The organism is Bacillus sp. FSL K6-1012, assembly GCF_037964915.1.
In the GTDB taxonomy this organism is placed as follows: domain Bacteria; phylum Bacillota; class Bacilli; order Bacillales; family Bacillaceae; genus Bacillus; species Bacillus halotolerans.
The window spans coordinates 2,944,760-2,970,008 of the sequence record NZ_CP150175.1; the positions used below are offsets into that span (position 1 = coordinate 2,944,760).

Sequence of the window (25,249 nt, forward strand, 5' to 3'; positions counted from 1 at the left end):
GCCATACTCCCTTTTATTTTAGTTCAACAATTGTAACGCCTGATCCTCCCTCACCAGCTTCACCGAAACGGGAGTTTTTAACGCTGCGGTGATTTTTCAGGAGATCCTGCACGCCTTTTCTTAAAGCGCCGGTACCTTTGCCGTGGATAATGGACACTCTTGGATATCCCGCTAACACCGCGTCATCCAAGTATTTTTCAACACGGCTGAGGGCATTTTCATAGCGCTCGCCGCGAAGATCAAGTTCAAGCGATACGTGGTAATCTTTGCCCTTAACCGCCGTAATGAGTTTTTCTTTTTTTGGTTCCGGAGCCGATTTGATAAATTCAAGGTCTTTTTCTTTCACTTTCATTTTTAAAATGCCGATTTGAACATTCCATTCATTGCCGCCGGTTTTTTCAAGCAATGTTCCTTTCTGCCCGAAAGTAAGGACTTTTACTTCATCCCCCGGCTTCAAGACGCGTTTTTGCGTTTTCGGTTTTTCCGGTTTTTTGGACTTTTCAAAGGTCGGCATAGCGCCTTCTAACCGTTTCTTCGCGTTAATCAGCTCGTGATCCTTGAAGGACTTGTGTTCTTTTTTAATCGAGCGTAATTCGTGAATGATGTCTTCAGCTTCTTTTGTGGCCGCTTTAACTTTTTCAGCCGCCTGCTGTTCGGCCTCTTCCATCAATTTGTCTTTTTTACTGTTGAGTTCGATGATTTGCTGCTGCAGCTCTTTATGCAGCTTTTCGGCTTCTTTTCTGAACGCCTCTGTTTCAGAAAGCTCTTCTTCCGCCCGTTTTTTGCTTCGTTCAAGAGACGCAATCATCGTATCGACCTCATTATGCTCGGCCGTCATTTCTGATTTCGCCTGCCCGATAATATGGTCCGGAAGCCCGAGCCGTTTAGAAATTTCAAAGGCGTTGCTTCGGCCCGGCACACCGATTAAGAGCTTATAGGTTGGTGAAAGGGTCTCAATGTCAAATTCGACACTGGCGTTCATGACGCCTTCTCTGTTATAGCCATACGCCTTTAACTCAGGATAATGCGTCGTCGCTAATACTCTGGCATTGGTGCGGTGGACTTCATCCAAGATGCTCATGGCGAGTGCCGCGCCTTCTTGCGGGTCTGTACCCGCGCCCAGTTCATCAAAGAGCACAAGGCTGTTTTCGTTGACTTGTTTTAAAATGCCGACAATGTTCACCATATGGGAAGAAAATGTACTTAAGCTTTGCTCGATCGACTGTTCATCGCCGATATCAGCGAACACATGCTCAAATACAGCGGCTTCCGATCCTTCATCTGCCGGAATATGAAGACCCGATTGCGCCATTAAGGTCAACAGCCCCAGTGTTTTTAAAGTAACTGTTTTCCCCCCGGTATTCGGTCCTGTAATCACGATGGTTGAAAAATCGCCGCCCAGCTCGATGTCATTGGCGACCACCTGATCAGGCGGAAGCAATGGATGGCGCGCTTTTTTCAGACGGACAAATCCGCTGTCATTCATGGTCGGTTTTGTAGCTTTGACCGCTTTTGCGTATTTCGCTTTTGCAAAAATGAAGTCAAGCGTCTGCAGGACTTGCAAATCTTGAAAAAGCTCCTCTGTGTGCTCCGCCGTATGCTCTGTCAGCACGCGTAAAATCCGTTCAATTTCTTGCTTTTCTTTCACTTTCGCCTGCTGAAGCGAGTTGTTCATATCTACAATCGCCTGCGGTTCAATGAACAGAGTCGCGCCAGAAGAAGAGGTGTCATGCACAATGCCTCCGTAGCTTGATCTGTACTCTTGTTTGACCGGGATAACAAAGCGGTCATTTCGGATTGTAACAATCGTATCAGACAGCATTTTCGAAGCAGAGGAGGAACGCAGAATGGACTCTAACCGGTCTCTGATTCTCGATTCGAGCGTTCTGAGCTGCGTGCGGATTCCTCTTAACGTTTCTGACGCGTGATCAAGCACTTCGCCGTGATCATCTATGCAGGAATTAATTTCTCGTTCTAAATCGGGCAGTGTAATGAGCTGTTCAGTATATTGCTGCATCAGCGGAATGTCGACTCCGTCTTCAGCCATTTGTCCGAGAAAGTGTTTCATTTGTTTGACTGCGTAAAGCAGTCCTGATATTTCAGTGAATTCCGAGGGACTGAGAACGCTGCCGATTTCCGCCCGTCTTAATGCCCCTCTGATATCGGTAAGGCCGCCAAACGGTGCCTGGCCTCGCAGCCGGATGATCGCAGAGGCTTCATCTACCTCTTCCAGCTGTTTTTTGATGTCATTAATCGAAGCAGAAGGCTTTAGCTGGAGAAGCATTTCTTTTCCGAGCGATGAAGCGGCGTGCTCGATTACCTGTTCTTTCACTTTATGGAATTCAAGAGATGATAATACTTTTTGCTGCACGGTTGTGTGAGCCTCCTTACTTAATCGTTGCGCTTCAGGAATGCCTGTACGTCTTCAAGCGACCGGGCATTCAGGACGTTTTTCGTTTCCGTCCAGCCTTTGCGCGCGGCAGTGACGCCGGTTTTCATATCGTTTAACATCTCGATGTTATGGGCATCGGTATTAATGACCAATGTAACCCCTTGTTCATTTGCTTTGATTAAATGCTCTGTCCGCAGGTCAAGACGCGCAGGGTTAGAGTTGAGTTCAAGCGCCGTATTTGTTTTCTTCGCGAGCTCAATCAGTTTGTCGATATCGATTTCGTAACCGGCACGTCTGCCGATGAGGCGTCCGGTCGGATGTGCGATAATGTCGACATGCTTGTTGGTCAGTGCCGTCTCAAGCCGCTTCATAATGACGTGCTCCGGCTGATTAAAGCTTGAATGGATGGATGCAATGACAAGATCCATTTCCGCCAGCACATCGTCATCATAATCAAGTGTGCCGTCAGGAAGAATATCCATCTCAACGCCTTTAAAAATACGGAAGTTCTCAAACTCAGCATTCAGCGCGTCAATTTCTTTCGCCTGCTGCTTGAGCCTTTCAGCAGTCAGCCCGTTGGCGACCTTTAAATATTGGGAGTGATCAGTGATGGCCATGTACTGATAGCCTTTTTTCATGCATGCTTCAGCCATTTCCCTGATCGAAAAGGCACCATCGCTCCATGTGGAGTGCATGTGGAGATCGCCTTTGATTTGCTCGTGCTCAATGAGTTCAATGCTGTCATTGTAGGTTTCCACCTCTTGTCCGCTTTCACGGAGTTCCGGCGGAATCAGGGGCAAGCCGAAGTGTGCGTAAAATTCCCGTTCGCTCGGGAAGGTTTTGATTTCTCCTGTTTCAACCGTCTCGACACCGTACTCACTGATCCGTTCGCCGCGTTCTTTTGCTATTTGACGCATTTTGATATTGTGGTCCTTCGATCCCGTAAAATGATGAAGAGTTGTCGGGAATTGTTCTTCCGTCACGAGACGGAAATCGACACTGGTTTCATATTCAAAGGAAAGAATGACGGATACCTTCGTGTCTCCGCTGGCAATGACGCTTTTGATGTTTGGCAGCGCAAGCAGCTGCTCTCTTACTTCAGCGGGATGATCCGTCGCAATAATATAATCCAGATCTTTGACGGTTTCGCGTGCTCTTCGGAGACTTCCGGCACGGGAATATTTGATGATATCTGTCAATCGAGAAAGATGCTCTTCAATTTCCCGCGCGACCCGGAGCGCATAGCCAATCGGAAAACGTTCAGGCTGTTTTCCGGCTTCCCCGAGCGCCTGCAATATTTTTTCTTCTGATTTCTTGCCGAATCCCGCAAGCCCTTGGACTTTCTGCTGTTCGCAGGCTTCCTTCAATGATTCTGCATCATGTACGCCGAGCTCTTTATACAGCTTTGCGATTTTTTTGCCGCCGAGCCCCGGCAGCTTCAATAAAGGCACCAGCCCTTCCGGCACCTCCTGCTGCAGAGATTCAAGCGTACTTGACTTTCCTTCATCTATATATTCTTTTATGACGCTGTACGTGCCTTTCCCGATACCGGACAGCGACATCATGTCGTCCATTTCTGATAAACTGCGGTCGTCCTGTTCCAGGGCTGCCGCTGCTTTTCGGAATGCGGAAACTTTAAACGGGTTGTCCCCTTTCAGTTCCATGTAGACTGCAATGGTTTCCAGCAGCCGGATAATATCTTTTTTATGCATAGAATAACCCCCAGACGTTCACATATGTTTCCATCATACTTGAAAAAAACTTCTCCGGACAAGAGAAGTTTTTTATCCTCCGTATTGCGTCCAAAGCTCCTGTAAAAGCCCTGACAAATACGGTGTATGGTTGATCATGACATTTGCGAGAGACGATTGCCCCATCATTTGCTGTAAGCCGTCTATCGGAAGTACGGAAGCAACATACAGCAGCACAAATGTAAATAAATAGACTTCCAGAAAACCCAGAACGGCACCGAGCATTTGGTTGATTTGTTTAATCACAGGAATGCCCGCTACAATACTTAGGAATGAGCCGATGATTCTCAGTAAGATTTTAGCGATAATAAATAGAACGACAAACGCAATCGCATTATAGTAGGCTGCTTCCAAATTTCCCGAGAAAAAAGAAAACGCCGGCTGTCCCGCTGAAAAATCGGGCGCGGGAATCCACTTCAAATGCGGTGCGACATTTTTATAGAATAAAGACGCAAACGCGATCGAAAGAATAAAGCTCGTCAAGCGGATAAACTGGAGGATAAAACCGCGTTTTAATCCCAGTAAAGTCCCCATCAGGAGCAAGATTAAGATGATGATATCTAGCATAGTTGTTCAATCCTTTTCTTTAAGCTGACGCTCCAGTTTTTCATATTGCTCTTTTAATTTCACATAGTCATGCACCACATTTACCGCTGTCAGCACTGCAAGTTTATTTATATCAAGATATGGATTTTTTTGATTAATTTCTCTCATTTTATCATCAACAATTCCGGCCACATATCTCATATGGGCTCTGCTTTCTTCACCGATCATAGTGAAGTGCTGGCCGTAAATGTCAACGGTTGTTTTCGTTTTTTTGCCGTCAGACAACGTTTCTCCTCCATTCCGTGAGAATCCTATTTCCTATCATAACACGTTTATTAAATGAATGGAAAGACGAGCCTCCCGCTGTTATGATACACTGGTAGATACAGTGAATCGTGTAAAAAAAGGAGATTATTACGTGTCCCATTCTGTGATAAAAGTACCAATGTCTGCTATTGACCAAATGAAAACAGCGTATAACAGTTCACTTACTACATCTGTGCCGCAGGGTGCCATTTTCCAGGCAAAACCGGCAGGCTGTACCATTACAGCTTATAAGTCAGGGAAGGTATTGTTTCAGGGCAAAAACGCAGAGGCAGAATCTGCCCGCTGGGGAACTGCTGAGCCGCAGGAAAAGAAAAAAACGGCAAAAAAGCCGGCTGATTCACGCTACGCCCCTCCAACAGACATCGCAGGCATGTCTGTCATCGGCTCTGATGAGGTTGGAACCGGAGATTACTTTGGCCCAATGACGGTTGTCTGCGCATACGTTGACAAAACAAAGCTTTCTTTAATGAAGGAACTCGGTGTGAAGGATTCTAAACACCTAAAGGACCCGCAAATCATTGAGATCGCCCGAAGCCTGATCAAAACCATTCCGTACAGCCTGCTCGTTTTAAAAAACGAAAAGTACAACAGCATGCAGGAACGAGGCATGAGTCAGGGAAAAATGAAAGCTCTCTTGCATAATCAGGCCATAACCCATCTTTTGCGAAAAATGGACGGAGTAAAACCTGAGGCGATTCTGATCGACCAATTCGCCGAGCCCGGCGTCTACTACAACCATTTAAAGGGAAGAGACATTGTACAGGAGCGCACCTATTTCAGCACAAAAGCCGAAGGCATTCACCTGTCAGTGGCTGCTGCATCGATTATTGCGAGATATTCCTTTTTAATGGAAATGGATAAGCTTTCGCGCGAGGCGGGAATGACACTGCCGAAAGGGGCCGGCCCTCATGTAGATGAAGCGGCCGCCAAACTGATTCTCAAAAAAGGGTTATCCGCTCTCCGAACCTTTACAAAACTCCATTTTGCCAATACGCAGAAAGCGCAGCGCCTGGCGGATAAAAAACGTTCATAGAAAAAAGCTTGCAGAGAATATGGGACTGACCCCATAAGATGAGACAAATAAAAAACACCTTCAAGTTTGAAAACGGATCGTTGTTATCCGAAATAAGACTTGGAGGTGTTTTTTGTATGGGAACAAGAGTGAGTTATCCAATTGAAGTCAAACAGAAGGCTGTAGAAATGAGATTGGCAGGCGTGCCTATGAAAGAGATCATGCAGGAATTGAATATCAAGAATAAGACGCAGGTTCAGACATGGGCTAGATGGCATAAGGCTGGGGATACACATCGATTTGAACAGCCTGTTGGTAAGCAATACACTTACGGAAAAGGTCCGGAGTATTCTTCCGAATTAGAGAAACTGCAGGCAGAGAACCGTTATCTGAGACAACAAAATGAAGTTTTAAAAAAGTACAACGAATTGGAAAGGAAGTTGATAGCCAAACGTCAGTCGAACTTGTAGAAGGATTGCACGGCACAATGACCGTACAGAATATCTGTGTTCATTTAGGTATCTCACGAGCGTCTTATTATCGTTGGAAGAAGAACCTGATGAAAGATCATCCCAAGTGCCATTTGGAAAAACAAATCGGCACGTTGTGCCGAGAGCACAAGTATCGATATGGATATCGAAAAATTACAGCTATATTAAAAAAGGAAATGCGTATTAACCATAAAACGGTTCAGCGTATCATGCAGAAAAATCAGTGGCAGTGCCGGGTTAAGGTGAAAAAGCGCAAGAAGAATGGGCAGCCATATGCCGTGGTTGATAATATATTAGATCGGAACTTTCAGTCCGATCATCCTCTTGAAAAACTAGTAACGGATATCACATATTTGCCTTATGGACAGAAACAATTGTACCTTTCCAGTATATTGGATGTATACAATGGAGAAGTAATTGCTTTCACGATTGGAGATAAGCAGGACACAGACTTTGTCTTAAACACACTTGATCAGCTGCCAACACTGCCTCAGAACTGCGTGTTACATAGTGACCAAGGATCTGTGTATACATCTTATGAGTATCAGAAAGCTGTTAAAACAAAAGGCATTACCATGAGCATGTCCCGCAAAGGGACGCCCGCTGATAATGCCTCCATCGAATCGTTTCATTCCTCACTAAAGTCTGAAACGTTCTATCTTAACAGCATTAATCGAACCACGACCGCCATCGTAGAACGCACTGTCAAAGAATACATTTATTATTATAACAACATTCGTATTCAAACGAAACTAAACAGCCAATCACCGATAAGCTATCGGCAATTGGCTGTATAAAAGGTGTTTTGATCCCTGTCTCAAAAACGGGGGTCAGTCCCTATCTGCAAGCTTTTTTATTAGCCTCTCAATACGGCCTGATAAGTGTTTTCCAACGCTTTCAGGACTTTGTCGTGCGCTTTTGTCACTTCTTCTTCAGTCAGCGTTTGCTCCGGATTTACATATTGGAGTGAGAAAGCGACTGACTTTTTGCCTTCCTCCATATGCTCTCCTTCGTAGACGTCAAAGACGGTTACTTCTTTCAGAAACTTGCCGCCCGCCTCTTTGATGACGCTCTCGAGCTGGCCGCTTGTCACTGATTTATCCGTCACCAGCGCGATATCACGTGTCACAGACGGATATTTCGGAATCGCCGTGTACACGAGCGGCGCCGTGTCTGCTGTAAGCAGCGTGTGAAGATCAAGTTCGAACACGTACGTTTCTTTAATATCCAGTTCTTTTTCCAGTGAAGGATGGACTTGGCCAATAAAGCCGATAAGAGAGCCGTTTAAAAGAATGTTCGCAGTTCTGCCCGGGTGCAGCTGTTTTCTTTCTGATTGCACAAATTCAATGCTGCCCAGGACGTTCAGTTTATCTAACAGCCCTTCAACAATTCCTTTTGCGACAAAGAAATCGACCGGTTTTTTCTCGCCCTGCCACAGATGCTTGCGCCATAAACCGGTTACCGCTCCTGCCACGCGCTCCGTTTCAACAGGTTTTGTATCCTCTTCCTTCGTCAGGAAAACGGAACCGACTTCGTACAATGCAACCGAATCAGTTTGTCTTGCCAGGTTGTAAGAAACGGATTCAAGCAGATTCGGAACAAGGCTGTGTCTGAGAATGCTTCTTTCTTCACTCATCGGAAGCGCAAGGACAGTGTTAAATGATTTTTCAATCGCAAATGCCGCCGCTTTTTTCTCGTTTGTTAATGAGTAGGTAATCGCTTGTGACAAGCAGGCTCCTTCAAGGAAACGTCTGACTTTACGGCGTTTTGCCTGGTAAGGCGTCAATCCGCCTGTTGTTCCCGCTGTTTCAGGAAGTGTGGACGGAATGTTGTCGTAGCCGTACAATCTTGCTGCTTCTTCAATCAAATCCTCTTCGATGCGAATGTCACCGCGGCGTGACGGAACAGTCACAACGAGTAAGTCATTTGCTTCTCCGACAGTAAAGCCAAGACGCTTATAAATGCTGATCAGTTCTTCTTTGCTGATCGTCATGCCGAGAACGCTGTTCACCTTGTCAGCCGATACATGAACGTTATTCGCTTCGATTGTGAGATGGTCTTCTTCAACAGTTCCGGCAAGCACTTCACCGCCGGCATACAGGTGGATCAGCTGTGCCGCTCGTTCTGCCGCAAGACGAACACGCGCAGGATCAATGCCTTTTTCGAATCTTGCACTCGATTCACTTCTCAAACCAAGATCTTTTGAAGCCTTGCGAACCGTCTGCCCGTTGAAGAACGCAGCTTCAAGCAAAATCGTTGTTGTGTCTTCCCGAACTTCTGATTCTGCTCCTCCCATAACACCAGCAACGGCTTGTGCTTTCGACCCGTTTGTAATGACAAGGTGATCAGCAGACAGTTTTCGTTCCTGATCGTCGAGTGTTAAGATTGTTTCATTTTCAACAGCTTTTCTGACTACGACTTCCTTAGAGCCAAATCTGTCATAATCAAACGCGTGAAGCGGCTGTCCGTACTCCAATAAAACAAAGTTTGTGATATCCACGACGTTGTTATGCGGTCGAATGCCTGCATTCATCAGTTTCGTCTGCATCCAAAGCGGTGACGGAGCAATTTTTACGTTTTTAATGATTTTTGCTGCATACAGCGGATTTGCTTCCTGGTCTTCAACTTTGACAGAAATGTAGTCTGACGCTTGTTCTGAAGCGACTGGGTAATCCGTTTGCGGAAGCTTTACCTCTGTGTCTAAAATCGCTGCAACCTCATAAGCAACACCAAGCATGTTCATCGCATCGGCGCGGTTCGGTGTTAAACCGAGCTCTAATACAGCATCGTCAAGCTGTAAAGCAGCTAACGCATCACTTCCTGCTTCAACATCATTTGGGAAAACGAAAATGCCTTCCGCATATTCCTTCGCCACAAGCTTGCTCTCAATACCGAGCTCTTGTAAAGAACAAATCATGCCGTTTGATTCTTCACCGCGAAGCTTGGCTTTTTTGATTTTGAAATTGCCCGGCAGCACCGCTCCGACTGTAGCGACTGCAACTTTTTGCCCTTTATCCACGTTTGGCGCGCCGCAAATGATTTGGACGGGTGCCTCAGCTCCGATATCTACAAGGCACTTATTCAGCTTATCGGCGTTTGGATGCTGTTCGCGCTCCAGCACATGGCCGATGACAACGCCTTTAATGCCTTCTCCTTTATACTCAATTCCTTCAACTTCAATACCGGCTCTTGTTATTTTCTCAGCAAGAACAGCCGGATCCATGCCTTTTAAATCAACATAATCCTCTAACCATTTATAAGAAACAAACATTCTAGCATCCTCCTCTTACGCCTGTTTAAACTGCGAAATAAATCTGACATCGTTTGTATAGAAGTGGCGGATATCATCGATACCGTATTTCAGCATCGCGATGCGCTCAACACCCATTCCGAACGCAAAGCCCTGATATTCCTTCGGATCAAAACCGGCCATTTCCAGCACATTCGGGTGAACCATGCCGGCGCCGAGGATTTCAATCCAGCCTGTTCCTTTACATACAGAGCAGCCGTTTCCTCCGCACTTAAAGCACGTTACGTCTACTTCCACTGAAGGCTCGGTAAACGGGAAGAAGCTTGGGCGAAGTCTGATTTCACGGTCTTGCCCGAACATTTTTTTCGCAACCAGTTCAAGGGTTCCTTTTAAATCACTCATGCTGATGTTTTTATCAACAACAAGCCCTTCAATCTGCATAAATTGGTGAGAGTGCGTCGCGTCATCATTATCGCGGCGGTATACTTTTCCGGGACAAATGATTTTAACAGGCCCTTTGCCTTTGTGCTTTTCCATCGTCCGCGTCTGAACAGGAGAGGTTTGCGTTCTCATCAGCATTTCCTCTGTGATGTAAAAGCTGTCCTGCATATCGCGGGCAGGGTGTTCTTTCGGCAGGTTGAGCGCTTCGAAGTTGTAGTAGTCCGTCTCGACCTCAGGGCCTTCTTCAACGGTATAGCCCATGCCGATAAATAGATCTTCAATTTCTTCAATGACAACAGTGAGCGGATGGCGTCCGCCGATTGCGACAGGATTACCCGGGAGTGTGACGTCAATTGTCTGTCCCGCAAGCTTCTGTTTCATTTCTTCTTCCTCAAGCTTTTCGTTTTTAGCTGCAATCGCATTGGCGATTCGTTCTCTTACCTCATTGGCAAGAGCGCCCATTTTCGGACGCTCCTCCGCAGAAAGCTTGCCCATTCCGCGCAGCACTTCTGTGATCGGCCCTTTTTTTCCGAGATATTGAACCCGAATATCATTGACAACCTTCAATGAGCTTGCCGCTTCTACTTGATCTAAAGCTTCTTGTTCCAGCTGTTTTAGCTTTTCTTCCATTTTGCATCCTCCTTTTATGTAAACAAACCGTTATATGTCTTTAGAAAACAAAAAAACCCGCCCCTTATAGGACAAGGGACGAGTTGTGGCCGCGGTACCACCCTTATTTCAGACAGACTGATGCTGTCGTCAGCTTCATTGACATAACGGAATCAGATTCCGGTTCACCTTTACGCGCAAGGTGCGCGGTCCCGGTGACAACTCGAGAGGTGAAACCAATTTCCGGCTGCTTTAAAAATGCTCTCAGTCTGCGGCATTTTCTCCCTGGAAGGCAGTTGATCAGAAATCGAGATCCTCTGTCACGGTTTTTCAAATATTATGTTCTATTATAGTGAAATACTCCGCTCGGCGCAACACTATCCTCGCAAGTGGTACACCAGAATAGCCGCCGCAATAGCAACGTTCAGTGATTCAGCCTGCCCGTACAGCGGGACGTACAGGTTTAAATCTGTTTTTTCCAGCAATCCGGCATCCACCCCTGCCCCTTCATTGCCGACGATTAAAGCAAATGAACCGGATGGTGAAATGTCCTGGTAAGGCGCCCCGTTTTGCAGTGCTGTGCCGTACACTTTTACGCCCTCTGCTTTTAATTCATCCACGTATGATTGTAAATTTCTTCTCACAACAGGAATGTGAAAATGGGAGCCTTGCGCGGATCGCAGCGTTTTTCCGTTAAACGCATCCGCCGTGCCGTCACCGAGCACAACCGCATCCAAACCGGCTGCGTCCGCCGTGCGAATCATCGTGCCGAGATTCCCCGGATCTTGAACAGCGTCAATCAGCAGCACACGTTTAGGCGACGCGAGATGTTCTTCCGGCATATGGCAAACAGCGGCGATCCGCTGCGGTGTTTCCGTTTCTGTAACAGCTGAAAACGCGTCTTCGCTCAGAACGTAGCACTGGATGCCCATATCAAGATTCGGCGGGATGTCCGCTTCATCCTTGACAAGAATTTCTTTCACCGCGCCCGGGCTCTTCAAGGCTTCTTCAACAAGATGTTCTCCTTCAATCAAATAGGTATTCGTTTTTGTTCGTTCTTTTTTTGTGTGAAGTTTTTTCCAATCCTTCACTTTTTGGTTTTTTGCCGATTCTATTTGTTTCACTGTCTGTGTGGCTCTCCTTTTTTTAACATGATGTTATTATATCGCAAGAACAGCACATAATAAACCGGGTGCAGGGTTAGAATATACGTATTACATTTTAGAAAAAAAGGAGCGCTTCATATGGATCTTAATTTACGTCATGCCGTCATTGCCAATGTAACCGGCAATGATCAGGAGCAGCTTGAGCACACAATTGTGGACGCGATTCAAAGCGGTGAAGAAAAAATGCTTCCGGGACTCGGCGTTTTGTTTGAAGTCATTTGGCAGCACGCATCTGAGAGTGAGAAACAAGAAATGTTAAAGACGCTGGAAGGCGGATTAAAACCTGCCCAATAGCACATCAAAACCGGGTGACAGCGCCCGGTTTTTTTCTTATATAATAAAAACATGAGGGGGATCGCCGCCATGTTTTTACAACCGCTGTTAGCGAAAAAAATCATTGCCGAAGTGAAAAAAATGTACGAACGTGAAGTCATTATTGTCAGCACAGACGGCCTTATTATCGCAAGCACAAATGATGAGCGAGTCGGGCTATTTCATGAAGGAGCGCTCATCTGCGCGAAAGAGAAACGCAATGTGATCATTACAAAAGAAGATGAAAAGAGACTCGAAGGGGTAAAGGCGGGGTTAAACCTCCCCGTATTTTCTGAGCGTGATGTCATCGCCGTGTTCGGACTGACGGGAGAACCTGCTGAGATTCAGCCGTACGGGGAGCTGCTCAGAAAAATGACAGAGCTGTTCATTAAAGAATCGTGGCATCTGGAGCAGACCCAGTGGCGCGAGAGAATGCTGGAATCCTTTATGATCGACTGGCTGCAATTAAAAGAATGGTCTCCGGGTTTTCTCGAAAAAGCGCAGCTTCTTGGCGTTGACCTTACCTCCCTCCGCCAGATGATCCTCATTCAAGGGCACGAATGGTCACCCGGCGATATTGATCAAATGACACGCGCCTGGAAATCAGTGTTTCCATCCGATCTATTCATCAGATGGGGAAATGAACGTATTCTGATTAATCACGAAGTGCCGAAACATGAACAAAAGGAGCAGCTTTTGCGGCAAATTCAGCTTATTTGTTCATTGGCTGAACGCCTCGGAAACAGCCGCGCAGCTGCCGGCGTTGGGAGGGCTGTCAGCGGCTCCGGCCTGCCGCAGTCATACGAACAGGCAGAAAAAGCGCTAGCCGTCAGCCTTAAACGCAAAACCGCCGTATGCGAGGAAGACCTGAAGCTTGATATGTGCCTGACTGAGATCAGCCCGGGTACACGACATGAATTTCCGCAAAGAGTGTTTCAGGAAGCGCTCCGAAACGAAGAGCTTATGAATACGATACGAACTCTCTTCCATTACGATTTGTCCCTGAAAAAAACGGCTGAAGAGATGCATATTCATATCAATACGCTCCGCTATCGCCTGTCAAAGGCTGAACAGCTGACGGGTTTAAGTTTTCAGCGTACAGAGGACATCGTCACGATGTATGTCGCGCTTTACTTTTTAGGTCAAGATACAAATTAGAGAGAGTTTCAGTTTCATTTTTTGTATGTCCCTACATGGAAAGCTTTGCTTTTTTTCTTTTACAATAGATTGAAAGCGTTTTTTGATAGGGGGATGGGTGAACATGATCACCAAAGATGTAAAAGAACAGCTGATCCAAATCGTCGGACCGGAAAACTATGATGACTCGAAAGCCGGCCGTCTCGTGTATTCATATGACGCGACACCGCAATTTCAGTCTATGCCGGATGCAGTGATTGCGCCGAGAGATACACATGAAGTATCACGTATTTTAAACATTTGCAGTGAGCACCGTGTACCGATTGTTCCGAGAGGATCGGGGACAAACCTGTGCGGGGGCACGTGCCCTACTGAAGGCGGGCTTGTTCTTCTCTTTAAGCATATGAATCAGATTCTTGAGATTGATGAAGAGAATTTGACGGCCACAGTCCAGCCTGGCGTTATTACCTTGGATATAATTCGTGCGGTTGAAAGCAAGGGGTTGTTCTATCCGCCTGATCCGAGTTCTATGAAAATATCAACCATCGGAGGAAACATCAACGAAAATTCCGGCGGTCTCCGCGGCTTAAAATACGGCGTCACCCGTGACTACGTCATCGGGCTGGAGGTTGTTTTGGCAAACGGAGATATGATCCGCACTGGTGGAAAACTTGCAAAGGATGTAGCCGGGTATGATCTCACGCGCCTTTTTGTCGGCTCAGAAGGGACACTCGGCATTGTGACAGAAGCGATTCTCAAACTCGTGCCGAAGCCAGAAACAAAGAAGACGCTGCTCGCCCTTTATGAAAATATTGATGCCGCTGCTCAAACAGTGTCAGCCATTATTGCCGAAAAAATTATACCGGCTACACTTGAATTTCTCGATCAGCCTACCCTTTTGGTGATTGAGGATTATGCCAAGATCGGCCTTCCGACAAATGCGAAAGCGGTTCTTTTGATCGAACAGGACGGGACAGCTGAGACCGTGGCTCGTGACATGGAGAACATTGAGGCAATTTGCAAAAAAGGCGCTGCCGTCTCCGTTCAAACTGCGCAAACAGATGAGGAAGCATTCGCCCTTACTGAAGCCCGGCGTTCAGCGCTTTCTGCACTTGCCCGCTTAAAGCCGACCACCATTTTGGAGGATGCGACTGTACCGCGTTCAGAAATCGCGAATATGGTAAAAGCCATTAATGACATTGCCGCGAAATACGATATTTCGATCTGCACCTTTGGCCATGCCGGGGATGGAAACCTTCATCCGACATGCACGACAGACATAAGAAATAAGGATGAAATGGAGCGAGTCGAACAGGCTTTTGCCGAGATTTTTGAAAAAGCGATTGAGCTTGGCGGCACGATTACCGGGGAGCACGGAGTCGGGGCCATGAAAGCGCCTTACTTGGAAATGAAGCTGAAAAAAGAAGGCATCGCCGCGATGAAAGCAATGAAAGCGGCATTTGATCCAAAAAATATCTTAAACCCGGGCAAAGTGTTTGCGAAAGATGCCAGAAAACGTGTGGTGACGGAAAGATGACAACAGAAAAAGAAATGAAACAGATCCAACATGAGTTTAAAGAGCGTATGGATGAAAGCGAACTTTTGAATTGTATGCGCTGCGGTTTCTGTCTGCCTTCTTGCCCGACCTATATCGAATCCGGTTTTCAGGAATCTCACTCGCCGCGCGGGCGAATCGCCTTAATGAAAGCAGTCGCCGACGGTGTGATTGAACCGGATGAAGATGTCGAGCGTTCACTGTCTCTTTGCCTCGGCTGCCGCGCGTGTGAACCGGTATGCCCATCAGGCGTTAAATACGGACAGCTGCTGGAGGAAGCAAGAGATATTATCCACCAAAATAAAAAACACTCGCTCAGCGCGCGTGTTATGAGAAAAGCGGCTTTTCAGGAGCTCTTTCCGCATCAAAACCGCATGCGTTCGGCTGTGAGTCTCATTGGGTTGTACCAGCGGTCAGGGCTGCAGACGGCTGTGCGAAAAACCGGCATGCTCCGCATTCTGCCTGAGCATTTGCGCACGATGGAAGCCGTTCTTCCGGATGTGCCTAAACGTGAAGAAATGAAGCATCGGCCGCGTTTACTGCCGGCGGCCGGCCCAGCTAAAAAAAGGGTTGCCTTTTTTTCAGGCTGTTTAATGGATACGATGTTTTTGCCGACAAACAATGCCACGCTGAAAGTGCTGCAGCTGGCAGGCTGTGAAATTGTCATCCCGCCTGAGCAGGCATGCTGCGGCGCACTGCATGGACACAGCGGCGAAAAAAATGCAGGAAAAGAGCTTGCGAAACAAAACATCGCTGCGTTTGAAGCGCTAGACGTAGATGCTGTCATTACAAACGCGGGCGGGTGCGGAGCCTTCCTCACTGAATACGGCCATTTGCTGAAGGATGATCCCGAGTGGTCGGAGCGGGCTGTTTCATTTGTGCAGAAGCTAAAAGATTTTTCATCGGTTTTGATTGAGCTTGATTTTCACCAAAAAGACTTGGAGCTTGAAACACCGAAGCTGATTACCTATCAAGATTCATGCCACTTGAGAAATGTAATGCATACATCTTCGGAGCCCCGAAAGCTTCTTCAAAGCATCAAGGGAGCTGAATTCAGAGAAATGGATAAAGCGGACAGCTGCTGCGGATCAGCGGGAATTTACAATATTGTTGAAGCAGACATGTCAATGAAAATACTGGACAGTAAAATGGCTGCTGTCAAAGCAACTGAAGCAGCGGTCATTGTAACAGCCAATCCAGGATGTCTTTTGCAGATGAAGCTCGGCATTGAACGAGAGGGATTAAACGATAGGGTCCGAGCTGTTCACCTTGCTGATTTGCTATTAGAAGCCGCCGGATCGCTAACATCATAAGAAAGCCCAAAACAATTTCTGTTTTGGGCTTTGTGCTTTATTCCATCGGACTGCAAATTTCAATATAATGTCCATCAGGATCGGCGATATAAGCGACCGTCTGTCCCCATGGCTTCACTTTAGGCTCCCCGATAATGGTTATGCCGTGTTCTCTTACTTTTTTGATGACCGCTTCTACACTTTCAGTGACAAACCCGATTTCAAATGTTTGTGAAGAAACGGGTGTTTCCGGTATATCTAACGGCGTCATTTCCTTGACACTTTCTCGTGTATTGAGCGCCAAAATGGTGGAGCCGGTATCAAACTCTACATATGTGCCGTGTTCCGCGCGGATCGGCAGCCCCAAAATATGCTGATAAAAATGAATCGAGCGCTGGCTGTCCGATACATACAGGATGATATACTTCATTGATAAATTCATTTCTTTTCCTCCTTAAGGTTTCCATTTTTCCTTTTATCCCGGTATAGAGGCTTCCATTCTTAAGCTGGGATCTCTCCACATCTGCGCCCATTTTTTCACTGCCGCCACGATAATGATGAAGCCTAACAGCAGCATGATGATAGACAAAACGCCATTCAGGACACTGTAACCCGCAGCGTCTGGATTGAGATACACATAGCGCACCATCCAATAGCCTGCGTAATTCACAGTCACATATAAATAGGCGAGCGGAATGAGGCAGGTGAGGATGTAACGGCGTTTGTCGGCGATTTTCAGCACAATGGTTGCTCCGATAATCAGACCCACTGAAGCCATCAGCTGATTGGAAACGCCAAACAGCGCCCAAATGGATCCGATATCACCTGAGTAAAGCAAATAGCCCCACATAAAGCAGGCAAGCGCACTGGCAAATACAGATCCGGGAATCCAGTCCGTTTTCTTCAGCGGCTTATACGCCTCTCCGAAGAAGTCCTGAATCAAATAGCGTGCCACACGCGTGCCGGCGTCGATCGCCGTTAAAATAAACACCGCTTCAAACATAATGACAAATTGGAAAAAGTATGAGGCCAGATGGCTGAAAAACGGAATTCCGGTAAAAATATAAGTCATTCCTACCGCAAGCGTGACGGCTCCCCCTGTTCTGCCTTCTAAGTCCAAACCGATTTCCCTGCTCAGTTCAGGCAAATGCACAACATCCATGCCGAGCGTACGGAAAACCTCAGGCGTGCTGTTGATCGCAAAGTAATCTGCAGGCTGCAAAGCAGTCGCCGCAATCAGCGCCATAATGCCGACAAGGCACTCAACAAGCATTGCACCGAAAGCAACCGGCTTCATATCACTCCATTTATTAAGCATTTTCGGCGTGGTGCCGGAACCGACAAAGGCATGGAACCCCGAGATCGCGCCGCAGGCTATTGTAATCGAGATGAATGGCCAGACAGGACCCGCAAGCACAGGCCCGCCGCCTTTTATAAACTCCGTAAAAGCCGGAAATGGAATGGACGGATTCACGACAAACACACCCGCAATTAAAGCGATAAACACACCGATTTTCATAAAACTGCTTAAATAATCGCGCGGTGCGAGCAGCAGCCAGACCGGCAGTGCTGCTGCAAAAAAAGCGTAAATCGGCAACGCGATTGCAAGCGTTTTCGTATCAAGGGTTAACAGATCACCAAATGCGGTAGTCTGCACCCAAGGCCCGATAAACACTCCGGCCATTAAAAATAGAAAACCGATAGAAGACGCCAGCTTTAAATTCCCTGTTTTCTTATAAAACAAGCCGACACCCATCGCAATCGGAATCGTAATCCCTACAGCAAATGTCCCCCACGGATTCCGTTCAAGCGCGTGCAGCACAACCATCGACAGGCCTGCCATCGTAATGGTAATAATAAACAGCATGGACAGTCCCGTACAAAAGCCGGCAACAGGACCAAGCTCATCCTTCGCCACTTCCGACAGCGACTTTCCGTTTTGACGCATTGACGCGAACAGCACAACAATATCATGGACAGCTCCCCCTATCACCGCCCCGATTAACAGCCATAATAATCCCGGCAAATAACCGAACTGCGCCGCGAGAATCGGTCCGACCAGCGGCCCGGCCGCCGCAATGGCCGCGAAATGATGACCGAATGAGACCCATTTATTTGTAGGCACATAGTCTTTTCCATCCTCAAGCGCATGTGCAGGCGTTGGCTTATCATCATTCACTTTGAGAACCTTCACCATCATAAATGTTCCGTATAAACGATAGGCGATAGCCAATATACACATTGACGCTATCACAATTGTAACCGCATTCATTTCTCCCCAACCCCTTTGCTGTTTTTCATAAATATATCATAATTTCAGAGCAAAAAGCGGTCATTTTTTCCTATTCAAAAAAGCCGGCTGGAATGGGCCGGCTTGAGGCAGTTAGTTTAGTTCAATGTCTCCAGAGGTTGTACGAACTTTTAAACGGTTAGAGGGGCTATCACCTACATAACCTACAACACGGTGCTCTGTCTTTTCTTTATACAGGATGTGGTCGAGATTGACCGCAGCATCACCTGAGTCAGCCTGAAAATCCACTGCCAAAGATGCAGGTTCTTTCTGATACCCTACTGACACACTTCCGCTCGTAGTGACGATGTCGACCTCTTCGTTCTGATGATCCTGAAGAAGATCAATATCCCCGGAAGTTGTCTTATAGTTCACCTTTTCAGCTGTTGTGTGGCTGCTTTTTATTGATCCGCTTGTTGTCTTTACCTCACCTTGGCCGAATGAATTTTGATCAGCTTGAACATCTCCGCTCGTTGTTTTTAGCGTCAGCTCGTTTTCGATGCGTGTATGCTTCAGCTCAATATTTCCTGATGTAGAGTCAGCAGCTGATTGATCCGTTTGCGCATTTTCTATCAGAATATCGCCAGAGGTTGTCGTTACGGTTATCTCATCATACTTCTTTTTCGGAATCGTGATTGTGATTTTCATATCCTTTTCGCTGCCCCACGGTATAAAAGAGATGATATTCTCGCGTGCTATTTGATTGATTGTTAATGATTTGCCATCTTGGGCCACATCGAACAGCTTTTTGCTTTTATCACTGACTTGTCCTTCAGCAGCTACCTGAATATCATCCGTTTGCCCGCTTTTGACCTCTGCATTCATCGAGCTCGTTGCTACCTCAATTTTTTTAATATCTGCAGGATCATAAGTTTCGGCAGCTTTCACCTCTTCTTTTGTAAAATCCGAGGCAGCTGCAGAGATGACAGCTCCGATTACCCCGACTGCAAATACTGCGATCAATCCTATTATGATTTTTTTCATGTCTGCGCCCCCGTCACCAGCTTTAAATTATATCTGATATATCGTAAACTCACGCTATACAGCAGCTTTCCTATATGCCACAGCCCTATACAAGATAGCAGTCCCAGACTGCCAAACATGAGTGATAAAAAGAACTCCAGCATCATGTGCGTATTCATTTGAAACATCACCATGCCGACAAACATAATTGGTGATACAGAGAGTGCAAGCGCTGCCCCGCAGAAACCTACGTACACTCCAAAAATGCCAATAGCTGGTCCCAGCACAAAAATCAAATTCAAGATGCTTATCGCTGCTGCTGAACATGCCATCTGGAAGAGGTTCTTCTTAGGGCGCTGCACTGCTGGAGCAGTTTCCGTCACATCTGGCACCAATTCCTTTGCAATTTGTTTTGGGGAGCCGAGTTCCCTGATAATGTTCGCTTCCGGCCTGCCTTCTTTCATCCCTTCGGTAATATATTCCTCAAAATCAAATAAGATCTCATTCCGCTCTTCTTCAGAAAGCGGCTGTAACGCTTTGCTTAACTCCTGTAAAAACTGTTCTTGATTCATCGTTCTCCTCCCCTTGCCGCATCAATGATTTGGTTGACGGATGCTGTGAACTGATCCCATTCTGCCAGCAGCAATTTCATTCGCATGACACCAAGCTTTGACAACGTGTAATATTTTCTGGCAGGCCCTTCAGAAGACGGAGCCATATATGTTTCTAAATACTCCTCTTTCGTCAGTCTTCTTAGAAGAGGATATAAGGTGCCTTCAGCAATAGCCATATACCGGGAAATGTTTTGAGACAGCTCATATCCGTATTGGTCTTTTTCAGCAATACATACAAGCACACATAACTCTAATGCTCCCTTTTTAAATTGAGCATTCATGATCAAATCCTCCCTGCGGCCCGTAATTTTGTTTATATTTTCCACCATCCCTCACATGGTAACATCCACTACTGAACATTACAAGGTACTGAATCATATTTACTAAGAAAAAATAAAAAACCGGAGACAGATCTCCGGCTCATGTTGCTATTATGATTGTTTTTGCAAACGGATCACATTCCATGAAAGCGGCGTGAAATGTGCGGTTAAACCGTTTTCGCTGACAGACGATGTTCCGTTGGAATGCGGGACGACATTTTTTCTGTTATGCTGGTTTGTCGCTTTGATGTCCTGATGCTCAAGTACGATGTGCTCTGCGATTTGATACGATTCAAAGCCTCTGAGCGAAATCTCCGTCTCCATCTGATCCTCAGCTTTGTTTACCGCAAAAATGGTGAGTGTTTCTTCCTCTTCGGAGTACACAACAGCGGCATCAACATACGGCACATCAGTAAAATCAGCGCAGTCATACTTCGGTGAAGAAATAAGCGGTTGCAGCGACTCTCCTCGGCCGTAGACAGAAGCATGCATGTACGGATAGAAAATCGGCTGTCTCCATGCTTCTCCGCCTTTTTCCGTCATGATTGGCGCGATGACATTTACAAGCTGTGCAAGACACGCGATTTTCACACGGTCTGCGTGCTGCAGCATCGTAATGAGCAATGAGCCCACCAATAAGGCATCTTCAAAGTTATAAATATCTTCTAAAATAGGCCGCGCAGTAATCCACGGTTCTACTTTTTTATCAGCTTCATTTGAGTGATACCATACATTCCATTCGTCCAGAGAGAGATTGATTGTTTTCTTGCTGCGTGTTTTTGCTTTTACATAGTCACAGGTTGCAGCAACAGATTTAATAAAATGATCGAGATCCATTGAACGAGCCAGATAGTTTGGCAGATTGTTATCCCGGTTTCCGTAATACGTATGGAGAGAAATATAGTCGACATGCTCGTACGTATGCTCCAGCACCTTTGCTTCCCAATCGATAAAGGTCGGCATGCCGCTGTTTGAGCTGCCGCAGGCAACAAGTTCAATTGATGGGTCAACCCATTTCATGACCTTTGCCGTCTCCGCGGCAAGCCGTCCGTATTCGTCAGCTGTTTTGTGGCCGATCTGCCACGGGCCATCCATTTCGTTACCCAGGCACCACGTTTTGATGCCGTACGGCTGCTCATAGCCATGCGATCTTCTCAAATCACTCCAGTAAGAGCCTTTCGGATGGTTGCAGTATTCTACGAGATTGCGGGCAGCATCTATCCCTCTCGTGCCGAGGTTAACAGCCATATTGACTTCTGTGTTCACCTTTTTTGCCCAAGTTAAAAATTCATTCGTTCCCACTTCATTGGTTTCTGTCGTTTGCCATGCCAAGTCAAGGCGTCTCGGGCGGTTCTCGACAGGTCCGACGCCATCCTCCCAATTATACCCTGATAAAAAGTTTCCGCCCGGATAGCGGATGATCGGAACCTGCAATTCCTTGATTAACGCCTGAACATCCTTGCGAAACCCGTTTTCATCAGCCTGAGGATGATCAGGTTCATATATGCCTTCGTATACAGCACGCCCCATGTGCTCGATGAACGACCCGTAAATCCGTTTGTCGACTTCACCAATTTTATATTCTTTGTCCACAATCACTCTCGCTTTTTTCATTACACGTTTCCTCCTTCATTATCCTTTGACTCCGCCTACTGTCAGGCCGGAGATAAAGTACTTTTGGAAAAACAAGAAAATGATAATCACCGGCAAAATGGCAAATACTGAGCCGGATATGAGCATGTCATAGTTGTTTCCGTAAGGGCTAAGCAAGCTGGACAGCCCGATTGGAAGCGTAAACATTTCTTTCGACCGAAGCACAATCAAGGGCCATAAGAAATTGTTCCAGCTGTTTAAAGACTGGAGAATAATCATCGCTCCGAATGCCGGTTTCATCAGAGGCGCCATAATCCTGAAAAAGATGCCGAATTCCGTACATCCGTCCATCCTTGCTGAATCCAGCAGGTCTTTCGGAAGGCCAAGTGCATATTGCCGGAAAAAGAAAACAGCTACCGGCGAAACGATAAACGGCAAAATGACACCCGTATACGAATCGATCAAATGCAGTCCGACTGTAAGCTTAAACAACGGGAGCATCATCACTTCCAGCGGAACCATCATAATAATCAGCACAAGAACAAAGATGATATTTCTGCCTTTAAATTCATAAACCGCTAGCCCGTATCCGATCATCGACGAGAAAAACAGAGTAAGCACTGTCGTTAATAGACCGAGCACAAGGCTGTTAAAAAACCATTTAAAATAAATGCTGCCGCCGTTAAACAAAAATGTATAGTTATCAAGACTCATCACTTTTGGATCAATGTCAACATTCAGCCCCACCCGCAAAAGCTCAGATGACGGCTTTAATGATCCTAAAAGCAGACAGAAAATCGGGAAAATATACAACAGGCTCAGCATGATAAAAAATAGAGTAAGCGCGATTCTGTACACCCGAAACTGAGGACTGTGCTGCAACATTTACCCCTCCCCCTTAAACGAGCCTGACAGTTTTAATGAAATCAGGCTGACAACAAGTATGACAATCAAAAGGACAATGCCGATGGCCGCCCCGTATCCCATTTCATTGTAAGCAAGGCCCTGCTGATATAAATATCCGACAAGCGTCAGGCCGATATTACCCGGGGAATTATTTTGCCAAAGGACGTAGCTTTCCTCAAACATCCTGAACCCGCCAATGATGCTGATGGTTAAAACATAGACGGATACAGGCTTTAGAAACGGCAGCGTAATGTGCATAAATTTTTTCATCGTATTTGCTCCGTCAATATCAGCGGCTTCGTACAGCTCTTTCGGCACATTTTGCAGTCCGGCCAAAAAGTAAAGGATGTTAATTCCCATCCATCTCCACGAAGCAAGCAGCACCATCAAAAACATGCCGGTATGTTCATTGTTCATCCAGTTCTGCGGTGAAAAGCCGAGTTTCAATAAAATCGAATTGGCTAAAGATGTTTCCATCTCTCCAAAGATCAGCCTGAAAATGATACCAGCCACAATGGTAGAAGTCAGTGCAGGTATAAATAACGCTGATTTGAAAATGTTTCTGAATTTGACCAGTTTCGAATTCAAGAATATGGCTAACAGCAATGGAACTGGAATCAGCACAATCAGCGTCCAAAACGTATATTCCAGCGTATTAAAAAGGGCGGTATAAAACGTCGGGTTGTTAAGAGCGGTGTAATTGGATAACCCGACAAACGTCACCTCTCCAGGCAATATTCTTTGAAAGCTCATGATGAAGACACTAATGATGGGGTATAGAAAAAAAACAAGAAAGGATAAAACAAATGGCGCTGTAAACAGATAAGGCGCCGCTTTTTTCGAATAAAAAATACCTCGCCAGCCTGATTCTTTCGCAGCCGAAGGAACGGGATGAGCCGTTCCCGTTTTCACAGGTTTCATGAGAACCTCCCCGCTTTCACTTTTTGAATGGGATTCTATTTCTGTTTCAGTTCACCTGCCGCTCTGTCCAAGGCTTGTTTTGGCGTCTTTTGCTGAGATTTGAGCGCGTCGAATAATACGCTTCTGTTGACAAGGTCTGAAGCCTTGGCAAAATCCTCATGTAAATAAATCGGATTGATTTCATCCTTGATATCGAGCAGCACAGAAAAAATGCCTGTTCCGTTTTGGAAGTAATCCGTGTATTGGTTTTTCTCTTTCAATTCCTTGGAGCTCCAGACATCCCAGCGAAGCGGATCGAACCCGAGCACACTCCAAAGCTTTTTGTTTCCTTCTTCAGAACCCTTCGCAAAGGCGAGAAACTCTTTCGCTAATTCGACATGTTTGGCCTGCTTTGGCACAACGGTGGCTGTGCCGCCCAAACCTGCTGAACGGTCGCCTCCTTCTTTCCATGCCGGAAGCGGCCGAATGGCAATCTTCCCTTTCAGATCAGGCATATAATCTATGAATCTTCCCATATACCAAATCGGCATCAGAACAGAAGCCGCTCCGCCTTGGTTCATAAAACCGTAATATTCTTCACTGTGATGCCCGCCGCCTGGTGCAGCGATCATTGTTTTATCATTAATCATGTCTTTTAAATACTGAAGCGTTTTTACGTTGGTGTCATTATTCAGGATCAGCTTTCCATTTTTATCAAAATACCCTGAGTTTTGCTGTGAAATCATTGATAAAAATGTTGCTGAATCATTTGTTTCCACCGTTCCCATTGGCTTTCCGGTCGCTTTGCGCACTTTCTGTCCGGCTTTGCGGTAATCATCCCATGTTTTAATATCAGCTTCCGGGTTGATGCCGGCTTTTTTCATAATATCCATGTTATAGAACATAACTGTCGTTCCTACATGAGTATCCAGCCCGTATAGCTTGCCGTTTTTGCTGTAAAGCGTAAGACGCGCCTCTACGAATTTATCCCGGTCCTTTTCAATAAGCGGGGACAAATCGGCAAGCGGCACATCGGTGCCCTTCAGAAAGTTTGAAAACCGCGCCAATTCTACATCTGCAATGTCAGGCACGCCTTCCCCGGCGATTAAGGAAATCGACAGATTATCGTGCATTTGGCCATACGGATAGACGACCGTATTCAGTTTAATTTGACGGTCAGGATATTTCTTGTTCCACTCTTTCACCATTTCCACATAAAACTGCTCATGAAGTCCGTTAAATGTCCAAAAAGTCAGCTCCGTTTCACCCGGTTTACCGGATGACCGTTCCGCTGAACACCCAGCGATAAATAATGTCAAAACCATCATGAGCGCAAGAAAACAGACAGTCATCTTTTTCATCTATGTTACCCCTTCCATTCG

Annotated in this window: 23 protein-coding genes; 7 read left to right on the top strand and 16 right to left on the bottom strand. The window is 46.2% G+C overall.

From position 1 onward, the window contains the following. Positions 1-13 precede the first annotated feature (13 nt). The 4 genes from NSS75_RS15380 to zapA all read right to left on the bottom strand — a co-directional run bounded on the left by NSS75_RS15380 (position 14) and on the right by zapA (position 4,974). Positions 14-2,371, bottom strand: coding sequence for an endonuclease MutS2 (locus NSS75_RS15380; RefSeq protein WP_339233690.1), 2,358 nt, complete (start codon positions 2,369-2,371; stop codon positions 14-16). A gap of 20 nt (positions 2,372-2,391) precedes the next feature. Beyond that, positions 2,392-4,104 carry a DNA polymerase/3'-5' exonuclease PolX gene (polX, locus tag NSS75_RS15385; RefSeq protein ID WP_103671721.1) on the bottom strand — a complete coding sequence of 571 codons (1,713 nt, stop codon included), beginning with the start codon at positions 4,102-4,104 and terminating at the stop codon, positions 2,392-2,394. A gap of 72 nt (positions 4,105-4,176) precedes the next feature. Continuing rightward, on the bottom strand, positions 4,177-4,710 hold the full coding sequence (locus NSS75_RS15390) for a CvpA family protein (protein ID WP_024122409.1): 534 nt from the start codon (positions 4,708-4,710) through the stop codon (positions 4,177-4,179). Positions 4,711-4,716: 6 nt separating this feature from the next. After that, positions 4,717-4,974: a cell division protein ZapA gene (gene zapA, locus NSS75_RS15395; RefSeq protein ID WP_024122410.1), complete on the bottom strand. Its 258-nt coding sequence runs from the start codon at positions 4,972-4,974 to the stop codon at positions 4,717-4,719. Positions 4,975-5,107: 133 nt separating this feature from the next. Between zapA and rnhC the strand changes: the two genes are divergently transcribed. Continuing rightward, positions 5,108-6,049, top strand: coding sequence for a ribonuclease HIII (rnhC, locus tag NSS75_RS15400; protein WP_339233695.1), 942 nt, complete (start codon positions 5,108-5,110; stop codon positions 6,047-6,049). A 116-nt stretch (positions 6,050-6,165) separates the two neighbouring features. Next, positions 6,166-7,316 (top strand): IS3 family transposase gene (locus NSS75_RS15405; protein ID WP_213418079.1). Its coding sequence is split into 2 segments (ribosomal slippage): positions 6,166-6,439 and positions 6,439-7,316, totalling 1,152 coding nucleotides; the frame shifts between segments, so codons are not numbered across the junction. Between the two features lie 59 nt (positions 7,317-7,375). Here the strand turns inward: NSS75_RS15405 and pheT are convergent. Beyond that, positions 7,376-9,790: a phenylalanine--tRNA ligase subunit beta gene (pheT, locus tag NSS75_RS15410; protein WP_339233702.1), complete on the bottom strand. Its 2,415-nt coding sequence runs from the start codon at positions 9,788-9,790 to the stop codon at positions 7,376-7,378. A gap of 15 nt (positions 9,791-9,805) precedes the next feature. Then, entirely contained in the window at positions 9,806-10,840 is a 1,035-nt protein-coding gene (gene pheS / locus NSS75_RS15415; RefSeq protein WP_059335559.1) for a phenylalanine--tRNA ligase subunit alpha, read from the bottom strand. Between the two features lie 83 nt (positions 10,841-10,923). Here pheS and NSS75_RS15420 point away from each other — a divergent pair, with 83 nt between their 5' ends. Next, positions 10,924-11,172 carry a hypothetical protein gene (locus tag NSS75_RS15420; RefSeq protein ID WP_081638352.1) on the top strand — a complete coding sequence of 83 codons (249 nt, stop codon included), beginning with the start codon at positions 10,924-10,926 and terminating at the stop codon, positions 11,170-11,172. A gap of 24 nt (positions 11,173-11,196) precedes the next feature. On the opposite strand, the gene NSS75_RS15425 is transcribed toward NSS75_RS15420, so the two are convergent. Beyond that, positions 11,197-11,943 (bottom strand): RNA methyltransferase, encoded by a 747-nt coding sequence (locus NSS75_RS15425; RefSeq protein ID WP_024122413.1) that lies wholly within the window; start codon positions 11,941-11,943, stop codon positions 11,197-11,199. A gap of 120 nt (positions 11,944-12,063) precedes the next feature. On the opposite strand from NSS75_RS15425, the gene sspI reads away from it, so the two are divergent. The 4 genes from sspI to NSS75_RS15445 all read left to right on the top strand — a co-directional run bounded on the left by sspI (position 12,064) and on the right by NSS75_RS15445 (position 16,302). Next, positions 12,064-12,279: a small acid-soluble spore protein SspI gene (gene sspI / locus NSS75_RS15430; protein WP_010335228.1), complete on the top strand. Its 216-nt coding sequence runs from the start codon at positions 12,064-12,066 to the stop codon at positions 12,277-12,279. Between the two features lie 69 nt (positions 12,280-12,348). Then, on the top strand, positions 12,349-13,455 hold the full coding sequence (locus NSS75_RS15435) for a sugar diacid recognition domain-containing protein (protein ID WP_339233706.1): 1,107 nt from the start codon (positions 12,349-12,351) through the stop codon (positions 13,453-13,455). 103 nt (positions 13,456-13,558) lie between these two features. Further along, positions 13,559-14,971 carry a glycolate oxidase subunit GlcD gene (gene glcD / locus NSS75_RS15440; protein ID WP_185848734.1) on the top strand — a complete coding sequence of 471 codons (1,413 nt, stop codon included), beginning with the start codon at positions 13,559-13,561 and terminating at the stop codon, positions 14,969-14,971. Beyond that, the gene (locus NSS75_RS15445) at positions 14,968-16,302 is read left to right on the top strand and encodes a (Fe-S)-binding protein (RefSeq protein WP_339233709.1); all 1,335 of its coding nucleotides are present in this window, start codon (positions 14,968-14,970) and stop codon (positions 16,300-16,302) included. The genes glcD and NSS75_RS15445 overlap by 4 nt, the downstream gene beginning before the upstream one ends. Before the next feature lie 37 nt (positions 16,303-16,339). On the opposite strand, the gene NSS75_RS15450 is transcribed toward NSS75_RS15445, so the two are convergent. The 9 genes from NSS75_RS15450 to NSS75_RS15490 form a co-directional block, all read right to left on the bottom strand. Further along, on the bottom strand, positions 16,340-16,723 hold the full coding sequence (locus NSS75_RS15450) for a VOC family protein (RefSeq protein ID WP_044153993.1): 384 nt from the start codon (positions 16,721-16,723) through the stop codon (positions 16,340-16,342). 33 nt (positions 16,724-16,756) lie between these two features. Then, on the bottom strand, positions 16,757-18,553 hold the full coding sequence (gene cstA, locus NSS75_RS15455; protein ID WP_185848732.1) for a carbon starvation protein CstA: 1,797 nt from the start codon (positions 18,551-18,553) through the stop codon (positions 16,757-16,759). Between the two features lie 111 nt (positions 18,554-18,664). Continuing rightward, the gene (locus tag NSS75_RS15460) at positions 18,665-19,555 is read right to left on the bottom strand and encodes a DUF4097 family beta strand repeat-containing protein (protein ID WP_339233716.1); all 891 of its coding nucleotides are present in this window, start codon (positions 19,553-19,555) and stop codon (positions 18,665-18,667) included. Continuing rightward, entirely contained in the window at positions 19,552-20,106 is a 555-nt protein-coding gene (locus tag NSS75_RS15465) for a DUF1700 domain-containing protein (protein WP_339233718.1), read from the bottom strand. Before NSS75_RS15465 ends, NSS75_RS15460 begins: the two co-directional genes overlap by 4 nt. Beyond that, on the bottom strand, positions 20,103-20,429 hold the full coding sequence (locus NSS75_RS15470; RefSeq protein WP_024122421.1) for a PadR family transcriptional regulator: 327 nt from the start codon (positions 20,427-20,429) through the stop codon (positions 20,103-20,105). The genes NSS75_RS15465 and NSS75_RS15470 overlap by 4 nt, the downstream gene beginning before the upstream one ends. Positions 20,430-20,579: 150 nt before the next feature. Next, complete coding sequence (gene abfA / locus NSS75_RS15475; RefSeq protein ID WP_127696668.1) at positions 20,580-22,082, bottom strand: alpha-L-arabinofuranosidase AbfA; 1,503 nt, start codon at positions 22,080-22,082, stop codon at positions 20,580-20,582. 18 nt (positions 22,083-22,100) lie between these two features. Next, a complete protein-coding gene (araQ, locus tag NSS75_RS15480) occupies positions 22,101-22,946 on the bottom strand; it encodes an arabinose ABC transporter permease AraQ (RefSeq protein WP_044153972.1) in 846 nt (281 codons plus the stop codon). Then, on the bottom strand, positions 22,947-23,888 hold the full coding sequence (locus tag NSS75_RS15485; RefSeq protein ID WP_010335239.1) for a sugar ABC transporter permease: 942 nt from the start codon (positions 23,886-23,888) through the stop codon (positions 22,947-22,949). A 35-nt stretch (positions 23,889-23,923) separates the two neighbouring features. Beyond that, positions 23,924-25,228 carry an ABC transporter substrate-binding protein gene (locus NSS75_RS15490; RefSeq protein ID WP_339233725.1) on the bottom strand — a complete coding sequence of 435 codons (1,305 nt, stop codon included), beginning with the start codon at positions 25,226-25,228 and terminating at the stop codon, positions 23,924-23,926. Positions 25,229-25,249 lie beyond the last annotated feature (21 nt).

Coding starts and splice junctions, on each gene's coding strand:
- pheT (WP_339233702.1), bottom strand. CDS start 9,790: ATGTTTGTTTCTTATAAATGGTTAGAGGATTATGTTGATTTAAAAGGC.
- cstA (WP_185848732.1), bottom strand. CDS start 18,553: ATGAATGCGGTTACAATTGTGATAGCGTCAATGTGTATATTGGCTATC.
- abfA (WP_127696668.1), bottom strand. CDS start 22,082: ATGAAAAAAGCGAGAGTGATTGTGGACAAAGAATATAAAATTGGTGAA.
- pheS (WP_059335559.1), bottom strand. CDS start 10,840: ATGGAAGAAAAGCTAAAACAGCTGGAACAAGAAGCTTTAGATCAAGTA.
- NSS75_RS15460 (WP_339233716.1), bottom strand. CDS start 19,555: ATGAAAAAAATCATAATAGGATTGATCGCAGTATTTGCAGTCGGGGTA.
- sspI (WP_010335228.1), top strand. CDS start 12,064: ATGGATCTTAATTTACGTCATGCCGTCATTGCCAATGTAACCGGCAAT.
- glcD (WP_185848734.1), top strand. CDS start 13,559: ATGATCACCAAAGATGTAAAAGAACAGCTGATCCAAATCGTCGGACCG.
- NSS75_RS15490 (WP_339233725.1), bottom strand. CDS start 25,228: ATGAAAAAGATGACTGTCTGTTTTCTTGCGCTCATGATGGTTTTGACA.
- NSS75_RS15465 (WP_339233718.1), bottom strand. CDS start 20,106: ATGAATCAAGAACAGTTTTTACAGGAGTTAAGCAAAGCGTTACAGCCG.
- araQ (WP_044153972.1), bottom strand. CDS start 22,946: ATGTTGCAGCACAGTCCTCAGTTTCGGGTGTACAGAATCGCGCTTACT.
- NSS75_RS15470 (WP_024122421.1), bottom strand. CDS start 20,429: ATGAATGCTCAATTTAAAAAGGGAGCATTAGAGTTATGTGTGCTTGTA.
- polX (WP_103671721.1), bottom strand. CDS start 4,104: ATGCATAAAAAAGATATTATCCGGCTGCTGGAAACCATTGCAGTCTAC.
- NSS75_RS15485 (WP_010335239.1), bottom strand. CDS start 23,888: ATGAAACCTGTGAAAACGGGAACGGCTCATCCCGTTCCTTCGGCTGCG.
- NSS75_RS15450 (WP_044153993.1), bottom strand. CDS start 16,723: ATGAATTTATCAATGAAGTATATCATCCTGTATGTATCGGACAGCCAG.
- NSS75_RS15435 (WP_339233706.1), top strand. CDS start 12,349: ATGTTTTTACAACCGCTGTTAGCGAAAAAAATCATTGCCGAAGTGAAA.
- NSS75_RS15445 (WP_339233709.1), top strand. CDS start 14,968: ATGACAACAGAAAAAGAAATGAAACAGATCCAACATGAGTTTAAAGAG.
- NSS75_RS15390 (WP_024122409.1), bottom strand. CDS start 4,710: ATGCTAGATATCATCATCTTAATCTTGCTCCTGATGGGGACTTTACTG.